The 20600-nt window shown below is 44.7% G+C and carries 14 protein-coding genes and 1 pseudogene; 6 read left to right on the top strand and 9 right to left on the bottom strand.

Annotated features, from left to right (window positions below):
- Position 1: 1 nt before the first annotated feature.
- The 5 genes from PJF56_RS16570 to glnA all read right to left on the bottom strand — a co-directional run bounded on the left by PJF56_RS16570 (position 2) and on the right by glnA (position 6344).
- A complete protein-coding gene (locus PJF56_RS16570; RefSeq protein WP_283763804.1) occupies positions 2-1831 on the bottom strand; it encodes an AAA-like domain-containing protein in 1830 nt (609 codons plus the stop codon).
- Positions 1832-2241: 410 nt separating this feature from the next.
- The gene (locus PJF56_RS16565) at positions 2242-2934 is read right to left on the bottom strand and encodes a lipoate--protein ligase family protein (protein ID WP_347179569.1); all 693 of its coding nucleotides are present in this window, start codon (positions 2932-2934) and stop codon (positions 2242-2244) included.
- 56 nt (positions 2935-2990) lie between these two features.
- The gene (locus PJF56_RS16560; protein WP_283763802.1) at positions 2991-3455 is read right to left on the bottom strand and encodes a YbjN domain-containing protein; all 465 of its coding nucleotides are present in this window, start codon (positions 3453-3455) and stop codon (positions 2991-2993) included.
- Between the two features lie 187 nt (positions 3456-3642).
- Entirely contained in the window at positions 3643-4767 is a 1125-nt protein-coding gene (locus tag PJF56_RS16555; protein ID WP_283763801.1) for a class I SAM-dependent methyltransferase, read from the bottom strand.
- Positions 4768-4922: 155 nt separating this feature from the next.
- Positions 4923-6344: a type I glutamate--ammonia ligase gene (gene glnA / locus PJF56_RS16550; protein ID WP_283763800.1), complete on the bottom strand. Its 1422-nt coding sequence runs from the start codon at positions 6342-6344 to the stop codon at positions 4923-4925.
- 446 nt (positions 6345-6790) lie between these two features.
- On the opposite strand from glnA, the gene apcB reads away from it, so the two are divergent.
- Positions 6791-7300, top strand: a complete 510-nt coding sequence (apcB, locus tag PJF56_RS16545; protein ID WP_283763799.1) for an allophycocyanin subunit beta — start codon at positions 6791-6793, stop codon at positions 7298-7300.
- Between the two features lie 139 nt (positions 7301-7439).
- Complete coding sequence (locus PJF56_RS16540; protein ID WP_283763798.1) at positions 7440-9752, top strand: CHAT domain-containing protein; 2313 nt, start codon at positions 7440-7442, stop codon at positions 9750-9752.
- A 21-nt stretch (positions 9753-9773) separates the two neighbouring features.
- Here the strand turns inward: PJF56_RS16540 and recQ are convergent, their stop codons facing one another.
- The 3 genes from recQ to PJF56_RS16525 all read right to left on the bottom strand — a co-directional run bounded on the left by recQ (position 9774) and on the right by PJF56_RS16525 (position 17357).
- Entirely contained in the window at positions 9774-11924 is a 2151-nt protein-coding gene (gene recQ, locus PJF56_RS16535; RefSeq protein WP_283763797.1) for a DNA helicase RecQ, read from the bottom strand.
- A gap of 228 nt (positions 11925-12152) precedes the next feature.
- Positions 12153-15902, bottom strand: a complete 3750-nt coding sequence (locus PJF56_RS16530) for an NACHT C-terminal alpha/beta 1 domain-containing protein (protein WP_283763796.1) — start codon at positions 15900-15902, stop codon at positions 12153-12155.
- Positions 15903-16016: 114 nt separating this feature from the next.
- Entirely contained in the window at positions 16017-17357 is a 1341-nt protein-coding gene (locus PJF56_RS16525) for a DUF1822 family protein (RefSeq protein WP_283763795.1), read from the bottom strand.
- 543 nt (positions 17358-17900) lie between these two features.
- Between PJF56_RS16525 and PJF56_RS16520 the strand changes: the two genes are divergently transcribed.
- From PJF56_RS16520 to PJF56_RS16505, 4 genes are read left to right on the top strand one after another with little or no spacing between them, the layout of a single operon-like run.
- The gene (locus PJF56_RS16520; protein ID WP_283763794.1) at positions 17901-18575 is read left to right on the top strand and encodes a GTPase domain-containing protein; all 675 of its coding nucleotides are present in this window, start codon (positions 17901-17903) and stop codon (positions 18573-18575) included.
- Between the two features lie 29 nt (positions 18576-18604).
- Positions 18605-19138 carry a hypothetical protein gene (locus PJF56_RS16515; protein WP_283763793.1) on the top strand — a complete coding sequence of 178 codons (534 nt, stop codon included), beginning with the start codon at positions 18605-18607 and terminating at the stop codon, positions 19136-19138.
- A gap of 25 nt (positions 19139-19163) precedes the next feature.
- The gene (locus tag PJF56_RS16510; protein ID WP_283763792.1) at positions 19164-19937 is read left to right on the top strand and encodes a hypothetical protein; all 774 of its coding nucleotides are present in this window, start codon (positions 19164-19166) and stop codon (positions 19935-19937) included.
- 6 nt (positions 19938-19943) lie between these two features.
- On the top strand, positions 19944-20351 hold the full coding sequence (locus PJF56_RS16505; protein WP_283763791.1) for a hypothetical protein: 408 nt from the start codon (positions 19944-19946) through the stop codon (positions 20349-20351).
- Between the two features lie 71 nt (positions 20352-20422).
- On the opposite strand, the pseudogene PJF56_RS16500 reads toward PJF56_RS16505, so the two are convergent.
- Positions 20423-20600: pseudogene (locus tag PJF56_RS16500) on the bottom strand (PD-(D/E)XK nuclease family transposase); the annotation flags it as partial.

Below are 20600 nucleotides of genomic sequence, written 5' to 3'. Positions count from 1 at the left end.
ATTAAGAGAGTTGTAGTCGAAAATATTGACGATATAAATTACATCGCGGCACAACTTTATGACCTTGTAAGTCAATTAATCCCATGCTGTGGAGTTTAAAGGCTTGTATGGATTCGAGTTGGATGGCTTGGGCGCTCTCTACGACTTTTTTTAAGGCTTCTTTTAAGAGGGAATGGTAATGTAGATTCCATAAATGTCGCCTTAAATGATCGCTATATAAACCGGCATCGGTGGCTGCGGTTTCGAGGACGGTTTTTAAGGTCATTTCGTGGCGAGCAATATGGTAGAGCGCGAGTCGGACTAAATAGGGGTGTCCGCCAACCATGGACATGAGTTGATTGACTTCTGAGATTGTCCAATCTAAGCCATGGCGATGGGCGAGTTCTAGGATTTTGTCGGGGGGAAATTCGGGGAGTTCAATGGGTAAGCCGACGTTAAAGGGAGATTGGTTGATGCTCATGGGAACATAGACTTCTGTGGAATGAACGACGACTAAGCGCAGTTTTTTCCAGATGTCGCGGTTTTTTCCTTCTTCATGCCAGGCTCTGAGGAGGCTAAAAAAGTCGGAGGCGATGTCGGGAAAGGAGAAAACGACATCGACTTCATCTAAGCCTAAAACGAGGGGATGTTGACAGTGGGGAAGGATATAGTTTTCAAAGTAGGATTTGCAGGCAACTTTGGCTCCAAAAATGCTATCCCAATAGTCTTCAAAGTTGACGGGGAGGTTGATTTGGAGGCTGATATTGGCGCAAAACCACTTGAGGAAGGGTTCTAACTCGGTGAAGACTTTGCTATCGGCAAGTTGAAAGCTGAGGGGGACGGTGGCGTAGCCAATGGTGGAGGCATGGTGTAGGATGCGAGCTAGGAGGGAGGTTTTGCCCATTTGTCGGGGGGCTTTGATGCGAATTAAGGCTCCGGGTTTTTCGATCGCCTCATAACATCGTGTTTCTATTCTGGGCCGTTCGATATAAAATGCGGAGGCCAGTTCGACTTGTCCCCTGGGAATTTCGGGTTCGGCAATGGGTTGGGGGGGAGATTTGGGTAGGATGGCGTAGGGATGCTGGGTGGCAGATTCAGGAGCTGAGAGATCTTTGGAGTGTTGACGATCGCCTTCTGCCAACAGTCGCAATAAGGTTTTAATTAATCTGGGGGTATCGTCTGGCGATCGCCATTTTAACCTCGGTAAGTCCTGTAAATAGCCCCGCAAGTCGTGGTTGAGCAGGCGAAAGGAATTGTTGATGTCTAAGGGAATAATATGAGGTAGCCCCTGTTGGCGAGATTCTTGTAAGGATTTGACAATTCGCACCTCTTCGGTAATCATCTCACTGACGGCAGATAAGGGCGAGAGCAACAGCAGCAACTCTTCACAGGTGTTCAGTTCTCGGTAAATCTGTTGCAGGCCATTTTTGGCCATCCGCAGGCAGTTATCGGCTAATGTCACGGTATAGCCGGAGTTCTTGAGGGTTTCGTAGAGTTGGGAAATCAGGCTTAAGGGGGGATCGGTGGGACTTTGATAGTAACTGAGGAGGATATGATGGCTCTGGGGTTGGTGTTCCCGGTTGGTTTTTAGGGCTTCTCCAATTAACTCTGGACGATATTTGGCGATCAGAGCAATGAGTTCCCCGCGACGGGAATATCCGGACTCTTGGGGATCGACGGTTCCTAAAAAGGCATCACAGATATGTTGGATATGTTTGCGTACCGTCACCGGTTGGATATAAAGCTGTTCGGCGATCGCCGTATCCTCTTCCCCTGCCAAAACTTTTAACAGCACTTCTTGTCGCCTAGGGGTAAGATTGGCAAAGGATTGGATAAACTGAATCTGGTTCATCAGATTACACGAAGAAACAACACATTGGGGGTGAGACGGAGGCTCAAACCGAACCAGAGTCTTCTTCTCTATTCTTTATTAATACCGTCAGAACTGCCACTGAGGGCAGTTGTGTATGAGATCACCATATCAGAGCGCAACGGGTGAAGATGATCGCTTCTGTGAATCTTGCTTACACAAAACCCCATGCTCTCCCTGAAGTCGGTCATAGTAGAAGCATCAGAGTCATCATTGTCCTGTTTAGTCTGACCTTCGGGTTTGTCTATCCTTGAGATGAATCTTTATGAGTTGCTTGAACCTAGGGTGAGTTGAGATCAATACATAAGACTCAACTCCTCAGATATAGTAAGGCTTTGAGGATCTCTGCTCCTTTGATGCTAAGTCGTGTTCCAAATTAGCGTGCAGGCTGTTTATTTCAGTCTGCATTGTTTTTTTATGGGGCTGGGCGCTCTCATTTCTTCCCACTCTTGTTCCGATAAGGGTTGTACCTCAAGTTCCATATCGAAGGTTGCGCAGGCTGCTTGGGTGAAGGTCTCGACAAGGGAAGAGAGATTTAGATCCGCTAAACTCGGTGGAGGTTCGGGGATCGATTCAGAAAAGACCTGATGCCAGAGTTGGCGATCGGGTTTGAGCCGCATAGAGCCATGTTGGAGAACGGTAGAACCCTGCCAAACTTGGGCACTACCGATGAGTTTATAGCCCGATTCTAAGACTAAATCGGCTCCCGTAGCGGTGGCAAAACAGTTGGGAACTTGGGCATAGCCGCGACCGGCTGAACCATAGTGTAACTCAAAACCGAGCGATCGCCACCCGCGAATCAGAAACTCACAAATCTGCTCATAGGCTGCCACCCGATTCGCAAACCGCCCAGAATACACCACCGCATAGGTTAAATCCCCCTGATGGAGAACCCCACGCCCCCCCGTAGGCCGTCTCACCAACTCCACCGGTTTTCCTTCCCACTGCAAATCCTGCCAAACCTGGGGCCACCGTTTCTGGTGATACCCCAAAGAAATAGCCACCGGATTCCAGGTATAAAACCGCAAAATAGGCGGCAAATTGCCCTGTTGATGTTGTTTCCAGAGCCAGCGATCGATCGCCATCTGCGATCGGCCCGACTCCTCAATTAAGGGAATAAACCGCCAACGTTCAACCAAACTTACTGTCCAAACTCAGCCATCAGAGCTTCATCATTATCATCAGCAATATTCGCCACCAACGTAATTGCTCGCGCAATTTCCCCAGGAGATAATTCCGCCACCGTGCGCGTCGCGACCACCACCACCCGGTTATCCACGATCGCAAAATGGGACTCAAACGTGGTCAGCCAATTCATTTCCAACAGCTTACGCATCAACTTCGGTTCCTCTTTGGCCGGTAAAGAGAGAACATAAGACCAGGCCGTTAACGTATCATCATCCGTTTGACCCGTCAGTTGTACATAGACCTCAACCGTCCCATATTGGAACTTCCACAAATACCCTTCCTGGGGATCGTGGCCCGCTTGCACCGTCTGACCTTCAGGGATCATCGTGCTAATTACCCCTTCGATCTCATGGGTATAATCGGGAGCAGGTGCTTCTAGCTCTTCTGTCATCGTGTTTTCTACCACTGGATCGCTCATAATCTTCTTTCACCATCAGAAATTATACAGGAAACCCTCTTACCTCAGAGGTTCCGATACTCCTCCATTATTACAAAGTCTGCGGATTCATGGGAATTATAGGGGCGATCGCCAAACTTGTGCCTGCGTCCTCAACAATCTGCTTAATTTTGATCAACAGCTCTTCTTGAACACTGAGGAATTCATCCTATGAAGCACGAGACACAGTTTCCGGAGAAAACAAAAATTTTCCTGCTCTTTCTCCTTCTGTCTGGCATGGTTCTGGTTTACGCGCCACCCAATACTTACTCAGATAGTGAGTCTTAATCTTAACTTCTGTAAAGCCTGCTTTTTGTAGACGATCGCCTAAATCATCACTTAGATAGTGTTGATAGTAGGGTTCATGAAAGGTTTGAGCAAACCAATTTAAGACCGGGGTGATTTCCGGGCTATCGTCTTTCTGGATGGAGTCACAAATAATCAGTGTTCCGCCCGGTTTCAGGACTCGAAAGCATTCATTAATCACCCGTTGGCGGGCTTTATAGGGCAATTCATGGAATAAAAAGACGCTGGTAATTCCGTGAAAATAATTATCCACATAGGGTAATGTTTCCCCATTGGCTTGCAGGAGTTGGGGCAGTTCTCCAGGTATTTTCGAGAGCAACCGATTGGCTTTACGGAGATAGTAGGGAGATAGATCGAGACCGTATAACGAGGCTTGAGGGCAGGTCTGGCGGATGAATTTCAGGGTTCTGCCTGTACCGCAGGCAACGTCGAGAATTTTAGCCGGTTTGGGGGGAGTTTCCCCATGACTTACAGCTTGCTTCAGAGGCGCTAAAATCCTACGACGCATGGCATCTGCGGCTCCATTGAAGAGAATATCGACCTGTAGATCGTACAATTCGGCGGAGCGATCGCTCAAATAGCCATCGGTCTGATAGTGGAAGTTTTGCAGATAATACTTAGGATAAGCGGAGCGATCGACTTCTGAAGAAAAAACATGAGATTGCTTACGACTTTTCCGTTGCCAAGTTAGAGGTAAATCTAACCAAATCTGAGGATAAGTCCATAAGAAGTCCTGCCAATCTTCCTCAAACAATAACTCGATGGGATAAACTCCTAAATTCGCCTCCTCCCAATCCACGTTTAATAATGCTTCCAATCGCTGTTGAATAATGCTTAACACTTGTGGATCAATTGTGGGTGTCGAAGTCTTCTCGCGATCGATGAATAAAGTAGACAATTGATAAGCCAAACTCTTATGAGTCAAGCTCAACGCATTCTTCGTTTGTTGCCAGCCTTGATAGGCCAGTTCAGCCAAAGGATTTACCATCAATGTTAGGCGTTAGAAACTCACTTTACTTGCATTAGTTTAACTCTAAATAGTATTTTTTTCACTAAAATAGCCACCTGTTGCAGGTGGCTATTGCATGGGGAAATAACCCTTAATGGACTACAAACCTATCAAAGGAGAACCCATCTCCTCTTCTAGACATCATAGTAGAGCGAAAACTCATAGGGATGGGGACGTAAGCGCATGGGGTTGACCTCATTATCGAGTTTATACTCAATCCAATTGGTCACGAAATCTTCCGTAAACACACCTCCAGCCGTTAAGAACTCATGATCCGCTTCCAGAGCTTTCAGGGCATCGAGTAAAGAGCCGGGAGTCGAAGGAATCTTCGCCAACTCTTCAGGGGAGAGATCGTAGATATCCACATCCAATGATTGACCGGGATCGATTTTGTTTTTAATCCCATCAATCCCAGCGCACAGCATCGCTGCAAAAGCCAAATAGGGATTACAAGTGGCATCGGGACAGCGGAACTCGAACCGTTTAGCTTTCGGATTCGTTCCCGTGAGTGGAATGCGGACAGCAGCGGAACGGTTTCCTTGAGAGTAAGCCAGGTTCACCGGAGCCTCAAATCCAGGAACTAGACGCTTATAGGAATTAGTGGAAGGATTGGTCAAGGCCAACAGAGCCGGAGCGTGCTTGAGGATACCGCCGATATAATGGAGAGCCATCTCACTCAGATTGGCGTAACCGTCTCCCCAGAATAGAGGTTTACCATCTTTCCAAATGGACTGGTGGGTATGCATCCCAGAACCATTATCATTAAAGACCGGTTTGGGCATAAAGGTTACGGTTTTACCGTAGCGTTTACCGACATTTTTGATCACATATTTATAGGTCATCAAATTGTCAGCCGCTTCAATCAGTTTGCCAAACTTGAAACCGAGTTCATTTTGACCCCCGCTCGCTACTTCGTGGTGATGTTTTTCAATGGGAACCCCACATTGCATCATGGTTAGCAACATCTCCGTCCGCATATCCTGCATGGTGTCGGTGGGAGCAACGGGGAAATAGCCTTCCTTGTAGCGGGGTTTGTAGGCCAGGTTACCACCGGGTTCTTCGCGTCCGGAGTTCCAGCGCCCTTCAATGGAATCGACATAGTAGTAGCCAGCGCTTTGGGTTTGGTCGAAGCGGACATCATCAAAGACAAAGAATTCTGCTTCTGGGCCAAAAAAGGCTGTATCGCCAATACCACTGGCTTGTAGGTACTCGACCGCTTTTTGAGCAATGGAACGGGGGTCACGGCTATACCATTCCCCTGTCCGAGGCTCTTTAATGCTACAGATGACGCTTAACGTGGGTTCAGCCATGAATGGGTCAATCCAAGCGGTGGTGGGATCGAGAACCATGGCCATGTCAGACTCGTTAATGGCTTTCCAACCCCGGATACTGGAACCGTCGAAGGCTACGCCATCGGTGAAGCTGCTTTCATCAATTTGATCTTGATACAGGGTTAAATGCTGCCAGATGCCAGGCATATCGATAAATTTCAGGTCGATCATCTGGATCTTTTCATCTTGAACGTATTTCAAGAGTTCTGCTGCGTTTTGGAACATGGATTACTCCTTTGAGTTGGTATTGAGTCAGTCTTGAGGTTCAGATTGCGAGGTTCTTTAACGTTGAGACCTGCGTTTTCCGTGACCTGAAGAGGAAAATTAACGACGAGTTTATGTCTGGAACGGTGACTGAACAGACGTTGGTTGCATCAATCCTCTGTCTTGGCGATCGCTGTCCCAGTTTTCTAGCCGATCCATCGTAGGCATAGATGTGAGCCAGTTTTGTATCGCCCATTACTAAAATATTTCTGGCTGTATGGGGCGTTCTTTAGGAATGTCTTAATAATTCTGATGGATGTGGCGATCGCCTCTTGAGACTCTCTGTCAGGGCATCTCCTCTGACTTGAGGCTGAAATGGGGATGCGTTTTATAGTAAACTCCAAGATGGATATTATGCATTAATCCCCTTTAATTAACGAATACGCTGTGTTGGGAGAAGAATACAAATGCGGGATGCAGTCACAAGCTTAATTTCAAATTACGATATTACAGGTCAGTATCTAGACCGCAATGCCCTAGACCAAATCAAATCCTATTTTGATAGTGGTCTGGCTCGGATTCAGGCGGCTAATGTGATTACTGGTAATGCGGCTAGTATTGTCAAGCAAGCGGGTTCCGCATTATTTGAGGAACTGCCGGAATTAATCCGTCCGGGTGGAAATGCTTATACCACTCGTCGCTATGCGGCTTGTTTGCGAGATATGGATTATTATCTCCGCTATGCCAGCTATGCTCTCGTTTCTGGGAATACCGATGTTCTCGATGAGCGGGTGCTACAAGGATTGCGCGAAACCTATAATTCTCTGGATGTTCCCATCGGGCCAACGGTTCGGGGCATTCAAATTATGAAGGATATCGTCAAAGCTCAAGTGGCAGAAGCTGGCATTGCTGATACGAGTTTTGTCGATGAACCGTTTGAACATATGGCTCGCGATTTGAGTGAGAAGAATCTGTAACGGTTGGTTTTGATCTTCTTATAGGTAGGGGTAAGTGTTTTCGCTTACCCCTAATTTATTGATGGGGGAGTGGGGGAATGGGCTGACTTAAATCAGGAGGTTAAAATACGATAGTTGCTGGAAGTGAGGTGAGGGAAAGATGAAAAAATGGATTGGATTTACAGTCCTAGGTTTGGCGATCGCCCCACTCCTTAATTTTCCGACTCTCAGTTCCTCTGGCGCTTCTGCGGATGTGCCTATGGCGATCGCTCAGGAAAATTCTGCCCAGATTGATGCTTTAATTCTCGAAGGCATTGAATCCCGCAAACAGCGCGACTATGAAGAATCCATCGCCCAACTCGAAGAAGCCATTCAACAGGCGCAAAACCTCGGAGAGCCTCACCTAGAACATAAAGCCAGAACCTTTTTAGCCCTCACCTATCGCGTCATGGGCGAGCTAGAAACTGTTCTACAACTGTATGAAGAAAATCTAGCCTTAGTGCGGCAAAATCCCGCCACCGAATGGAATTCTGAGACCCGTCAAACCGAAAGACAAAGCCTAGAACACCTGGCGGGGGCCTATTCGAGTTTAGGCAATTATGCAAAAGCGATAGAATTTTTAGCAAAAAATTTAAACCTTATTGAACAAATCTCCATCAATCCGGCGGATTTATCCTATCCCAAAGTACAGATGAAATTGGGGATTAATCTCTTTTTAGATGGACAGCTCAAGGAAGCGGAACAAGCCTTAAAAAAAGCCTTCGATCGCTACACTCAAGCCAGGGAATTGCGGGTCAACGCGGGTTCGCCCTCGGTTACCGAATATGAATTTCAGGTGGAAACCCTGCGCTGGTTACAACAAGTTTTAGTCGCTCAAAATAAGATTGAAGAAGCCCTAGAATGGTCAGAATCAGCGCGATCGCGGGCCTTTATCGTCCTCCTCGGAGAGCGATTAGCCCAAGACCGGGGCATTTCCCTCGAAGTGGAAGCACCCAACATCGACCAAATTCGTCAAATTGCCCGCCAACAGGATTCCACCCTCGTCAGCTACACCCTCACCTACGAGTACCGACCGGATTTACTGCTGCGCTTTAATCGCCAAGCCACCTTTTCAGAGCGACTCCAACCCACTGGGGTTTTAATTTGGGTGGTTAAACCCAATGGAGAGATTACCTTTAAGCAAGTCGCCATCTCAGAAGATCGGGGGCGCTTGGATAACTTAGTCCAACGGGTGCGGGGAAACCTGGTGCGAGGGCGAGTTACTGCCGAACAACCGCGCCAGTTTACGGATCTCTATCAATCCTTAATTGCCCCCATTAGTCGCGAACTGCCCAACGATCCGAATGCTCGCGTTACCTTTATTCCCCAAGATACGCTGTTTTTAATTCCGTTTGCTGCTATTCCCGATGGTGAAGGTCAATTTCTGATCGATCGCCACACCATTTTGACTGCACCCTCGATTCAAGTCTTAGAGTTTACGCGATCGCAACAACAAAGCCTCGATCACTCCATTCGCGCTGCCTTAGTGGTTGGCAATCCTACCATGCCCGACGATCTCTCCAGTTTACCCGGTGCAGAAATTGAGGCCCAGGCGATCGCCAAAAAGCTCAACATCTCCCCCCTCATCGGCAATCAAGCCACCGAATCCGCCGTTACAGGACGCATGGGAGGAGCGCGGCTCATTCATCTCGCCACCCATGGACTCCTCGACGATCAACAAAGCGGATTTTTAGGCTCCCTCTCCTTCACCCCAGAAGCCAACACCAACGGCTATCTAGAATCCAGAGAAATTATCGCCCTCCAACTCAACGCCGAATTAGTCGTTCTCAGCGCCTGCGACACCGGACGAGGAGAAATTACCGGCGATGGAGTCCTGGGCTTATCCCGTGCCTTTATTGCCGCCGGAACCTCCAGTATCGTCGTCTCCCTCTGGAAAGTCCCTGACGATCCCACCGGTTTATTAATGCAAAGTTTCTATCAAAATCTACAAAACGGCCTCGATAAAGCCCAGGCTCTGCGTCAAGCCATGCTCAAAACTCGCCAAGAATATCCCAATCCCTTCAATTGGGGAGCCTTTACCCTCATTGGAGAACCCAGCATTTCCCCCACCCTGCAAGCCGTACTCGGTGGACAAGCCGAAGTTGCCACCCTCTCCGAAGAAGACTCAACCCAAACTGCCTCTCGCTATCAGGTTTTTCCCCTTCCCGACGAAATAGAATTTTATCAAGAATTCCCCTCGGCTCTGATTGCAGGCGAAAAGGATGCCTTTTTCTCCACATCGTTAACTGTTGCAGAGATTTTCGCCTTTTACCGCAACGCTTTTGCCCAGGAAGGATTAGAGGAAAATTTAACCCTTAAAGGGGATGAACAAATGGTGTTCGATCGCCCCGACAAAAATCATAGAATTGTCATTCAAGTTAGTTCGGCTCAGGAGAATCAGCGCACTGTCTTGATTCGCTTAGAACCGATGTAAGATCAATTACTGCACGAAGCGCTATAAATTCTGTTGCCATTTACCACGCACTAAGCGAATTTCATCGTAAGTATAGGACTCTCCTAAGGCATCCTTGAGCAAGGTTAAAGAGACTGCGCCGCGCTTTTCTAAGACTTTGATAATCTTCTCTTGTCTTTCCGGATCGACTAAGTTATCTAAATCGACGGGTTGCTTTAACTCAATTAATTCGGATAAATGGCGAACAATCGTAGTTGGGCGTAATTCTCGGCGATCGGCAATTTGCTTAATACTAAACCCTTCTTGATGCAGTTCTAAGGTTACTTTTTGGGTTTCTGAGGGTTCATTGTCACTGGGGAAAACACGCGCAGGCTCGGTAGTTTCTCCTAATCCTTGTTCCTGACAATATTGGCAAATCTCCTCTAGAAATTTTTCCCCATATTGCCGTAATTTGTAACTGCCGACTCCCGAAACTTTGGATAAAGCAGGAAGACTTTGGGGACGAAGTTGAGCCATTTGCATGAGAGTAGAATCGGCAAAGATCACATAGGGGGGAATTCCTTGTTCATCGGCGAGTTGTTTGCGGAGTTTTTTCAAGTTTTGGAATAAGAGTTCTGCTTCTCTGGCTAAAGAACTGACTTTTTGTTCTTGCTTGCGCTGGGGAGGAATAGCGATTAAAACTTGCCGTTGACGACGCATCACCGCCCAACTTTGGGGATTGAGTTTAAGGATACTGTAGCCATCCGTGGTTTGACTGACAAGACCTTGATTGAGGAGCGATCGCCCCAACAATCGCCATTCATCCTTACTCCGGTCTTTGCCGATACCATGGGTCGAGAGTTTGTCATGACCATTACGCAACACCTTCTCACCCATGGAACCCCGGAGTATATCAATAATATAATTCATACCAAAGCGCTCCTTACACCGAGCCACACAAGAGAGAAACTTCATCGCCTCAACTGTCCAATCTTGGGTCGGTTTCGGGTGCAAACAATTATCGCACCCCTGGCAATTACCCTCTAAATGTTCGCCAAAATAGCGTAAAATAATTGACCGCCGACAATCCGTCGCATCGGCATAATCAATCACCTGGCGCAACTGTTGACGGGCGATGCGCTGTTCATTTTCATCACTCTTTTGATCGATAATCCACTCCACCCGCTTCACATCCCCATAACTCAAAAACATTAAACATCGGGAGTCTTGCCCATCCCGTCCTGCGCGTCCGGCTTCCTGGTAGTAACTTTCTAAACTGCGAGGGATGTCATAATGGACAACAAAGCGCACATCGGGTTTGTTAATTCCCATACCAAAGGCAATAGTCGCCACCATAATCTGCACATCATCGCGAATGAAGCGGTTTTGATTATTTTGACGCACGCTATCCTCTAATCCGGCATGGTAGGGAAGAGCCAAAACCCCATCTTTTTGCAACCTTTGGGCCAACTCATTCACCTGACGACGACTGAGACAATAAATAATTCCCGATCCCCCAGACTGAATCAATTGAAACAGTTCGGCGTAACTTTGGCGGGTTTTCGTCCGCACCTCATAGAAAAGATTGGGGCGGTTAAAACTGGCGATATGCACATAGGGATGCTGGAGATGGAGCTGTTGGACAATATCTCGACGCACCCGATCCGTTGCGGTAGCGGTGAGGGCAATAATGGGCACTTGGGGATACCAGCGCCGAAACTGGGCCATTTGCCGATAGTCGGGGCGAAAATCATGACCCCATTCCGAGACACAATGGGCTTCATCGACGGTAAATGCGGAAATGCCGATCGCTTCCTGGATGCTTTGTAGAAAGGGCTGGAACCAGTCAGCCATCAGGCGTTCGGGGGCAATGTAGAGCAGTTTGATTTTACCGTTGAGGATGGCATTTTGGCGCGATCGCACTTCTTCAGCGCTCAAGGTACTATTCAGGAATGTAGCCCCAATCCCATTATCCTGCAAGGCATCCACCTGGTCTTGCATCAGAGCAATGAGGGGAGACACCACCAAGGTTATCCCCGAACGCAACAGCGCGGGAAGCTGAAAACAGAGGGATTTTCCCCCTCCCGTGGGCATGATCACCAGTACATCCTGGTTTTGTAGCGTCGTTTCAATAATTTCCTTTTGGCCCGGACGAAATCGATCGTAACCAAAATAGTGTTTGAGGGTGTCTTCTAGGGTGGAGACTGGAGCCATAATCTTCGGGAGGAGGCGATCGCTTCCTTCTGATTTTACCGTAATACAGCGCTTCGCGCCCTCCGTGGGGGAATGGGGGAATGGGGGTGGGGGGGGAGTGATATCAAGTGTTGAATCAGTTGTGGATTTCCCTGTAACAGAGCAATAATAGCATTCGTGTCCAACAGATAGCGATTACCAAAGCCATCTGTAGGGGCGAAACAATTTCCGCCCCTACAACCACCCGGTCTAGCTATTAAAGTCAAGATCGGTTATGGAATTGACCCCAGAAGCATCATTCAACTGTTGTATCCACTCTCGGATGGAACGTTTTAGATTCGGGTTTTGGGGAAGGAATTGATACAAAGGGGATTCTAATGGTCGCTCAGTAATCCAGGCAATATGCACTCCTAGATCGGGAGCAGCAATTTCACGGCAGCAGTCGAGTAATTCTTGAGTGGGGTTGCATTGGTCGAAAATAATGGCTAAGTTTTGCTTTTGCAATTGTTGTTTAGCCCGAAAGATCTCAAGTCCTAATTCAAGGTCAGTTGTGGCTGTGGGGATAGACCGATCCGGTAGGGCTTTAGTATACATTTTGTCGCACAGAGCTTGGGCAATCGCCTCACGGTCTGTTTCTCCTTGCAAAGAGGCTGCGTTAATCCAGAGCAGATAGGTATTTTTAGGCGATGGTAAGGTTTTTAGACTGGTGTCATCGCAGGGTTGAGCAACCCTAGGTAATGGGGAATGATGAAGGGCTTGGTAAAAGTCTACATAATTGAGGCGATCGGCACATAGCCACAATAATTCGTTGTAAACCCGATTTAAATCTGAATTTTTATCGGTCTTATCGCTTAATAAATCGACAATTTGGCGAGCATATTTTTCCTCAAAAATTACTTTCAGGTTTTCGAGGGCTGATAAGCGCATCTCTTCTTCTGGACTCTTGGCGAGTTCTAGCAGAGTCTCGAATGCTTGGTCATTATCGGGATCGATTTGAGCGAGATGATCGCCTGCGAGTCCATGGAATTTGCGATCGCCACCATCAGATGAAGGAGGCTCTAATCGGTTTTGTAGAGTATCGAGAGCTAAAGTATTGTCGGGATCGAGTTCTGCTAAACTGGAGGCGATCGCCAAACGCTGCTCGTCCTCTTCACTCTTACGCAATAATTTTTGCAGCACTTCTAAGGATTTTTCTTTGTCTTCTGACTCCTCTGGTGCGAGTTTACCGAGGGTGTAAGCGACGCGACTGAGGGTTGTGTCATTAGAGTAGGTGTGTAATTGTTCTGTGAGGATACGGAGGACTAGGGGGCGATCGCTCTCTTGCAGCGCTGCATTAGCTCTCAGTTCAAGGGTTGCCGGAAAGCGCTTGATTTCTCCCCCTTCTAGTTGCTCGCCAAAACACCATTTTACCAGTCCCCGTACAAGGGTTTCTGCCTGTGGATACTCTGGAAATTCTGCCAGTCCAGAGGTGGCTAAAAAATAAGCGCGATAAGAATAGGGTTTAATCTCAGCCAGAAATTGCACTAAAGCATCCAGAAATTGTTCTTTTTGAGCGCTATCAATATCTTCCCGTCCTAACCATAGGAGAATCACTTCTTTCCAATGGTTGTCAAAAATACGGTAAATTCTTTCAGAGGGATTAAAGAAAAAGCGCCAATCTTCAATCGCCAGAGCCGCAACATATTCTTGTAAATTCGGATGCAAAAAACGATACGACCATTGACTATTGTCGCGATCGGTCTTTTCCACTAAACTGAGAAAACCGACTTCAATGGCTTGCTCAAAGAGTTCCGGTTTTCTGGTTTTATAGCTCTCCATTTGCCCAAGCTGAAATTGATAGCTTTTGCCTTGGAGAGCCTCAACAGCCAGCGCTCCCAAGGCTGAATGGATCTCGTTTGGTTCTGAAGGATCAGATAAGGATATGCGATCGTAAAATCCATTGGTGAATTTCCTGTATAAAGCTGTTTTAGTGTCTGGCAACTTTCCTTGATTCTGTTGCCAAAGCTCACAAAATATCTTTAAGCACAGGGGATTTTTGAGAATCGTTCTAAACTTTTCCTTCCTAGGTGTTTTCAGTTGAAATTGAAGCGATGAGGCTAAATCTTGACCGGATGACCGATTTTGACAATATTCAAACCATTTATTAACAAATGCATTGATTTGATCGGGGTGAGTCAAACCGGCAACTCTATAAACCTCAAAATCCTCTAAAATGTTGGGGTGATTTTCCCACAAATTCGAGCGACAAGTGAGAATGACGTGAGCTGGTGCAATCCAATCTGTGAGTTGATCGGCTAATATGCTTAAGGGAGACTCTTTGCTCTGTAAAATAGGCATTTCATCCAATCCTTCCAGGAAGAGAAACACTCGCCCACTTTGAAATAACTTTTTCAGATTTTTTAATGTTTCTTTCCCTTCTCCTAAAGCATCAGGTAGCCATTTTTCTTCTAAAAATTCTTCTAGGGTATCCCAGCGGCGATCTTGTAAATCAGCCAAAGAAATCCAAATGGGATAAGCATTGAGTTGATGCTTTAATATCCACTCTGCCATTTCTTGTAAAATCGCTTTTTTACCAATTCCTGTTTCACCAATTAGAGCAATCCGTTTAGGAGATTTTTCACTACCTAATTCCTCTGCAAAAAAGTCATCATTGCTACGCCGATAACCCTCCAGAAGCTCGCGATCGGATGTATCAAAAGGGTCTAGTCTTGCTGGAGATAGAGAATCTTGAGAGATGGGATCGCGATCGCTAATTAATGTCAGAGGCACATAAATTCTCTCGCAGCCAGAAATATCGCGGTTACTGTTGCAGGTTGAAGACGTACAATCGAGTTGGGGATTAATTTTTTCTTCAGAAACTTTGCGCCAATCCATACCCCCAGGGAGTCCCCGTAATTCCAGCCAACTCAAAGCTTCAGTCGTAGAATTCTGAAAGATAACCGGTAACCAAGAGGCATTGGGAAAATCAGATTCCCATCCTTGCAAGCGCTGCCGTGCTTCACGGACAGAAAAGTAAAATGATTTATGATCGGAAAAAGAGGAGAGAAATCTTTTCAGAAATTCTTGGGCAACTTGATCGGGAACTGGTTCGCGCATCACTACAACTTGCGGAATGTGTAGATCTTGGAGTTTCTGAGCTAATCCCAAACCGTCACAAGAGTTAAAGATCGCAATTTGCAAGCCTCGTTCCAAGGCGTTTCTCAATGCATGTCTGACATCATCAATGGTCAAGTAGTATTGGTCATTAATGTAAATACGACCATCATTTTCCTGGCTTTCACTATGGCCAGCAAAAAATAAAATATCATAAGAATTATCGTATAAATAAGTCGATAGTTCTTGACGACTGGGCTTGTCCAGAATCGTCGGTTCTAAGGAAGGGATGGATTCCAAGAATTCCCGGTCTTGAGTTAAGTCTAGATTTTCATCATTACCGAAGATGGCTAAAAGCTTAACTCGATCTTTGCTAGGCAGTCTATCTAAATTGATATCAGGAGCGCTAGAATGATCGGAGGTGAAAACAACTTGAGCATTGGGGTAGTCGTCGATTAAATCCAACTCATACCAGGGTAATTTGAGTAATTCCGGGTCTGACGTATGGATAAAAATATTAATTTCTTCTTCGTCTAACAACGGTTTTCGCCAATATTCTCGCAACTTCATACATTCTGGAGATTGGAACCATTGGTTTAATGTCTTCTTAAACTGTTCAGAATTCTGCCTGCACAATTGACTCAGTTCTTGAATATTTCTGTTGGCATCAGCCCGAACGCCATCAATTTTTCTCGTTCTTCTTCTTCGTGTGACATGGCCAAGATCGAGATAGCTTTTATTCCAACGTTCATAATCTTCCCGGAGTTTGGTATTTGGGGGCAGTTTTCCAGTCGTCTTAACCAAGGTTTGGTTTTGGTTTTGATTAGGGTCTCGAATTTGTACGGAAAGGTGAAGTCCTTCGGAAGGAGAGCCATGTATAATTAAGTCAATAGTTTTTTGAAGCATTGTTCAACATGAGGAGTAAACAACAAGATAACAAGCCACCTAGAGGAGACTAGGTAACTTGCTATCGAGGGTCGGTTATTGGGTTGGGGGCGCTTTCCGTAAAAAATCTGTAATTTACACCATAAATCGTTCGACAACCCTAAATCTACCCTGCTCTACAATTATACTAAAAGCATCGCCGACTTCCGCATTAAATTCCAGATTCTCCTGGGCTTCAAAGACTTCACCTTCCGGATTTTCGGCATCACTTTCATCGACTAACTGAATATGCAGGTCTTCGGGTAGATGGGTTACTCCGGCACTGGGAACAATTTGTACCATCACCTTGACTCTAGGCATTTCTACAGGTATAATTGTCGCTACCAGTTCGACTTGCCGATCTTCGAGTTCGTTAAAGACGATTGTCTTTCTCCGGGATACCCCCTCAGTGCGCTGACGGAAGGCAAAACGCAGTTGCTCAGGGGTGAATAAACCATCTACCGATTCCCACAGGGGAGCAAAAACACCCTGCAACCATTCACTCAGTTGAGTCGGTTGGGTTTGTTGTTCGGCTAGAGCGCTAATCTCTTGTATGGGAAAGCCCGCAATTTCCGTGAGTTCCCCTGAGTCAAACAAGGCTTTGATGCGCTCAAACCCTTCCGGAGATCCTTCAAATTCAATAACGATGGAACCTTTGCTGATTTTAATCACTTTTTGAGTCCCATCTTCTGTTAAATTTTGAACAAAATTTTCGATTGTTTTTAGTAGAGTTTCATTATATTCGTCACTCTGAATAATTAATCGCCATTGCTTTTTATTTTGTGTTCTGTTATCTACATCTTCTAAACTTATTTGAAAGTTATCGATTTCAATTCCTTCTTTGGCTTCAACTCCCGAGAGACAAGGACTAGCTGTAATACTTGGATCTGACAGAGGAGGAATTTGAACCATTTCTGGTTTGTACCTAAAAAATAAAACTATTAAGTAATTAATGTTAGCTTCCTGTATATGAAAAGAAGAACACATCTTTCGGAGATCATTCCGGACTTTTTTGTCACCATTTTCGCCTAGGTTACATTTACAAGCAATTTCTTGCGGGGTATCGTTTTGTAAAAACAACTCCAAGATTTTATACTCCTCTTTTTGTAGTTTATTTATCGTTTTATCTAGTTCTCCGAGGTGGCTCGATCTTGATCCAGATGTTGTGTGATACTTAAATGCTTCAATGTGAACCATGTCAATTTTGCATTTAAAAAACAATGATATCAAAAAAAATTTTTGCCTTTTTCTGGTGTCATCGTTTCCAACCCCAAAGTAACGATATATGTCTTCTATTTTATCTTTAAGAGAATCTTCAGATAGATTAATTTTCTCGCTAATTTTGACTTGAGTTTCACCAGATAATATAAGTTCCAATATTTCTCTCTTTTCATCATCTAAAGATTGAAGTTTCGTATCTAAATCTAGTTGATTCATGCTTTTCTTGGACTCTGCCATAAGTATCTAACTTATAATTATCGCATATCTCTATCTTTGTGTCTACCTGAAAGTTTACCTATTGGTCTCTCTGTCGGTCAGTAGATATTCATTGTAATCTGGTCAATGTAGGTCAGAATTCCATCAGCTTGTACCGATATGTTTACTATCGTCCCACTTCCGGCAATATTTTTTTTGATAGTTAGAATCCTCAGAGTGCTATATAGAGAGGTCGTAAATTAATCAGACAGTCTCTATCCAATCTGACTTCTATCTAAGCAGAACATCGATAAAGCTCCGTCTTATACCATTTCTCCATGACCATGTGCTAGGTAAGAAGCTTAAGCCCCTTGCCTAGTGTGATATTGATTAATGGCAACCTTCAAAAGAAAGGATATTAGAACCTTTACTTTTTATTTAGGGATAGGCTCTAAGCTTGTAAAATCAGAGCCTCCCAATGTCCACCTCTTTGTCTACCTGTTAGTCAACAGATATTTGTTTTAAGCTAATCAATGTCAGTTGATTTTTAAGGAGTTTATAGATATGTGGCCCCTGATAGTGCCTGGAATTATTCTGACTGTTGTATCAGTGTTACTTATTAAAAATTTTGAAGGCAAAAAAATCGCTGTATTAGGTGCGTCTGCAACAGGGAAAACAACGTTTTTGTTTTATATGAAATATAGTAAGCTTCTTGGCCCATACAGGGCAACACAAGTAGCCGAAAAAATTGCTTCATCTACTGTTCATATTCGGGATATTGACCTAACAATATCAATATCAAAAACCGTTGATTTGTCAGGTGGAGGAACAGACCAGGTATATAATGAGTGGAAAAACTTGTTTGACCAGGCTGATATTGTATTTTATTTTGTACATGCAGGAAAAATTTGGGAACGAGATAAAGATTCATGTGACAGAGTTATAAAGGATTGCAAAAAAATTCGGGATTGGCATAAAGAAAAATCCTTCAATAAAAAAATTATTATTGTTGGCACTCACTGCGATATTAATCCTGAATTAAAACAAATTAATGACAATAATTTTGATCAGTATACCCGACGCTTTGAGGAGCTTGAAACAATACAAGAAGCGAGATTGAATTTGCATACTGCACCGAGTTATGTACCCATTGTTCTTGGTAGTTTTGTAGATTACGATAGCGCAGAAAAATTGCTGAATCGAATGTTTATTGAGGCAACCAAGAACAATACAAGGTAATTTATGGAAGGGATTATTAGGGTTTTATTATGAAACAAAACAGCTCTAGCATCGTATATGCGTGGATTCAGTCCGAAGATTTAGTATCAGAGGATCAAGTTTGGGAATCTGAGAATGGAAAACCTCCTAAACGTTTATCTCCAGAGCAAGGAGATAAAGTGATTAAGGATATTCACAAACTGGCATTATCACCAAATGCAAAGTCTATCTATAGAGGAAATGTCGATATTCGTCATACGGTAGATGCATTTGTGATTACGGTAATTTCCCAAGTAAAAGACCGGGCTAATCGTCAGTCTACTATTGTTGTTTACGGAGAATTTCCAAAACAAGAACAAATGGATTTGGGTGGTTTTGTGGCAGAAAAAGTTAATCAGTTTTCTAAGGAATTTAACAGGCCTCTAAAACCAGAAAATTTAGATACTCTTCGTAAATATATGAAAAAAGTCAAAGCAAATTTAAAGACCGAAAAAGACTTGAAAAATATAGTTTGTTTTGTCGTATTAGTATTATATGTATTAGGCTTGCTTGTATCGACTTTAAAAAAGTTTTTTGATCTTTGATGCTTTACCCAAGGAGACAAATTCAATGAAGAATAATTTTCAATCCATCCCTGAAAACCCTGAGAGACGTAGATCAATTATGATTCTTATGCCTGATTCACTTGAACAACTGAAAAGTCAACCGGGTGGATCTGAATTAATTCTCAATCCGCAGGTCTGCTTGCTTGATTTCACCAATCATCAATCAAGCGATTTACTGCACAAACTAAAAAATAGCGGACTTTTCAATGCCAACGCTGTTTTAATCCAAAGTCCTTATAATCCCTCTGATTATGCTGAATTAACTGATTCACGTTATAAGTTTGCTGAGGCCAAATGTATCCATTTCGCTACTCTATGTGGTTTGCTGGGAGCGCGGAAACTGAACATAGAGCAGATGGAACTGAAAACTACTGATGGTAGCATCAAGTTGGAGGGCAATCTTGATATGAAAATATCAGCTAAAGTGGGCACAGAAGCTGAACAGAGATCCTGGAATTTAATGAGACAGAAAATTAACATTCAACAAGAATACGCTAAAGCAAAGCCAGTGCTCGATCAAGCTCAAGCCTACTTGCAAAAGCACCAGTGGTTATCCGATCCACATATGAATAGTCTGATTGCTCTACGCCAAGAGGGGATCAGCTTAAAAACGCACAAGTTTTCATTAGACTTAACTACAGAGCATCGAAAAAACTTGAAGATTCTGTTTTCTCTGGGAATTCCTCAATATCTCACTAGCATCCAAGGTTGTCTTGAGACAGTCAAGAAAGAGAATTATGACTTTTCACTTAAGATCCATGTCGAATTTTGGAATTGATTTCTTATGTCCAATAAATCCAGTCTTGCCAAAAGCACCATGTACACCCATGAGTCCCAATACTCTGGGTCAGCAAAAGGAACGGTCAAAGTCCGCTCCTGTCGCGTAAAAACAGCCCTCGGTCTTGGAGTCCATCATGGCATCTATGTTGAAGTTCCCGGTAAAAATAAATGGGTCGTACACGAATGGGAACCTCAAGGACGAGTCAGCTATGCTTGCGAGAAAATCGGGGGTTATCACTGCATGACGCTAGGGGAACATACCCTAGATGAAGTCTATGCCGCAGTCCAGAAGTTTGATGGCAGGCAATACGGAACCAAGTTTAATTGCAACCACTGGACTGAAAATGTAGCTCGCCAGTTGGGTTACAAGATTACAGTCCATTGGAACTGCTCCTGCGTCTTGGGTTTGTAAGTCCCCATCCGATTCCACCCCTATTCTATATCCCAACAGGCGATCGCCCTCCCAACCGGCGATCGCCTTTTATCTAAATAGCTATCTTTTACGGTACTCGTATCGCCTTGATTATAGGGATCGATAATTTCTAGGTCAGTAATGTTTGGATTGCCATCATAAATGAGGGCATTTAAGAAGCTAATGAGGATATCTTTGCTTTCTTGGGAACCAAAGATGCGCTTAAAGGCGAAATCGGTTTTGGGGCTG

Origin of the sequence: Roseofilum halophilum BLCC-M91 (assembly GCF_030068445.1) — a bacterium.
GTDB lineage: Bacteria > Cyanobacteriota > Cyanobacteriia > Cyanobacteriales > Desertifilaceae > Roseofilum > Roseofilum halophilum.
This window is presented reverse-complemented; position numbering and strand designations above follow the sequence as displayed.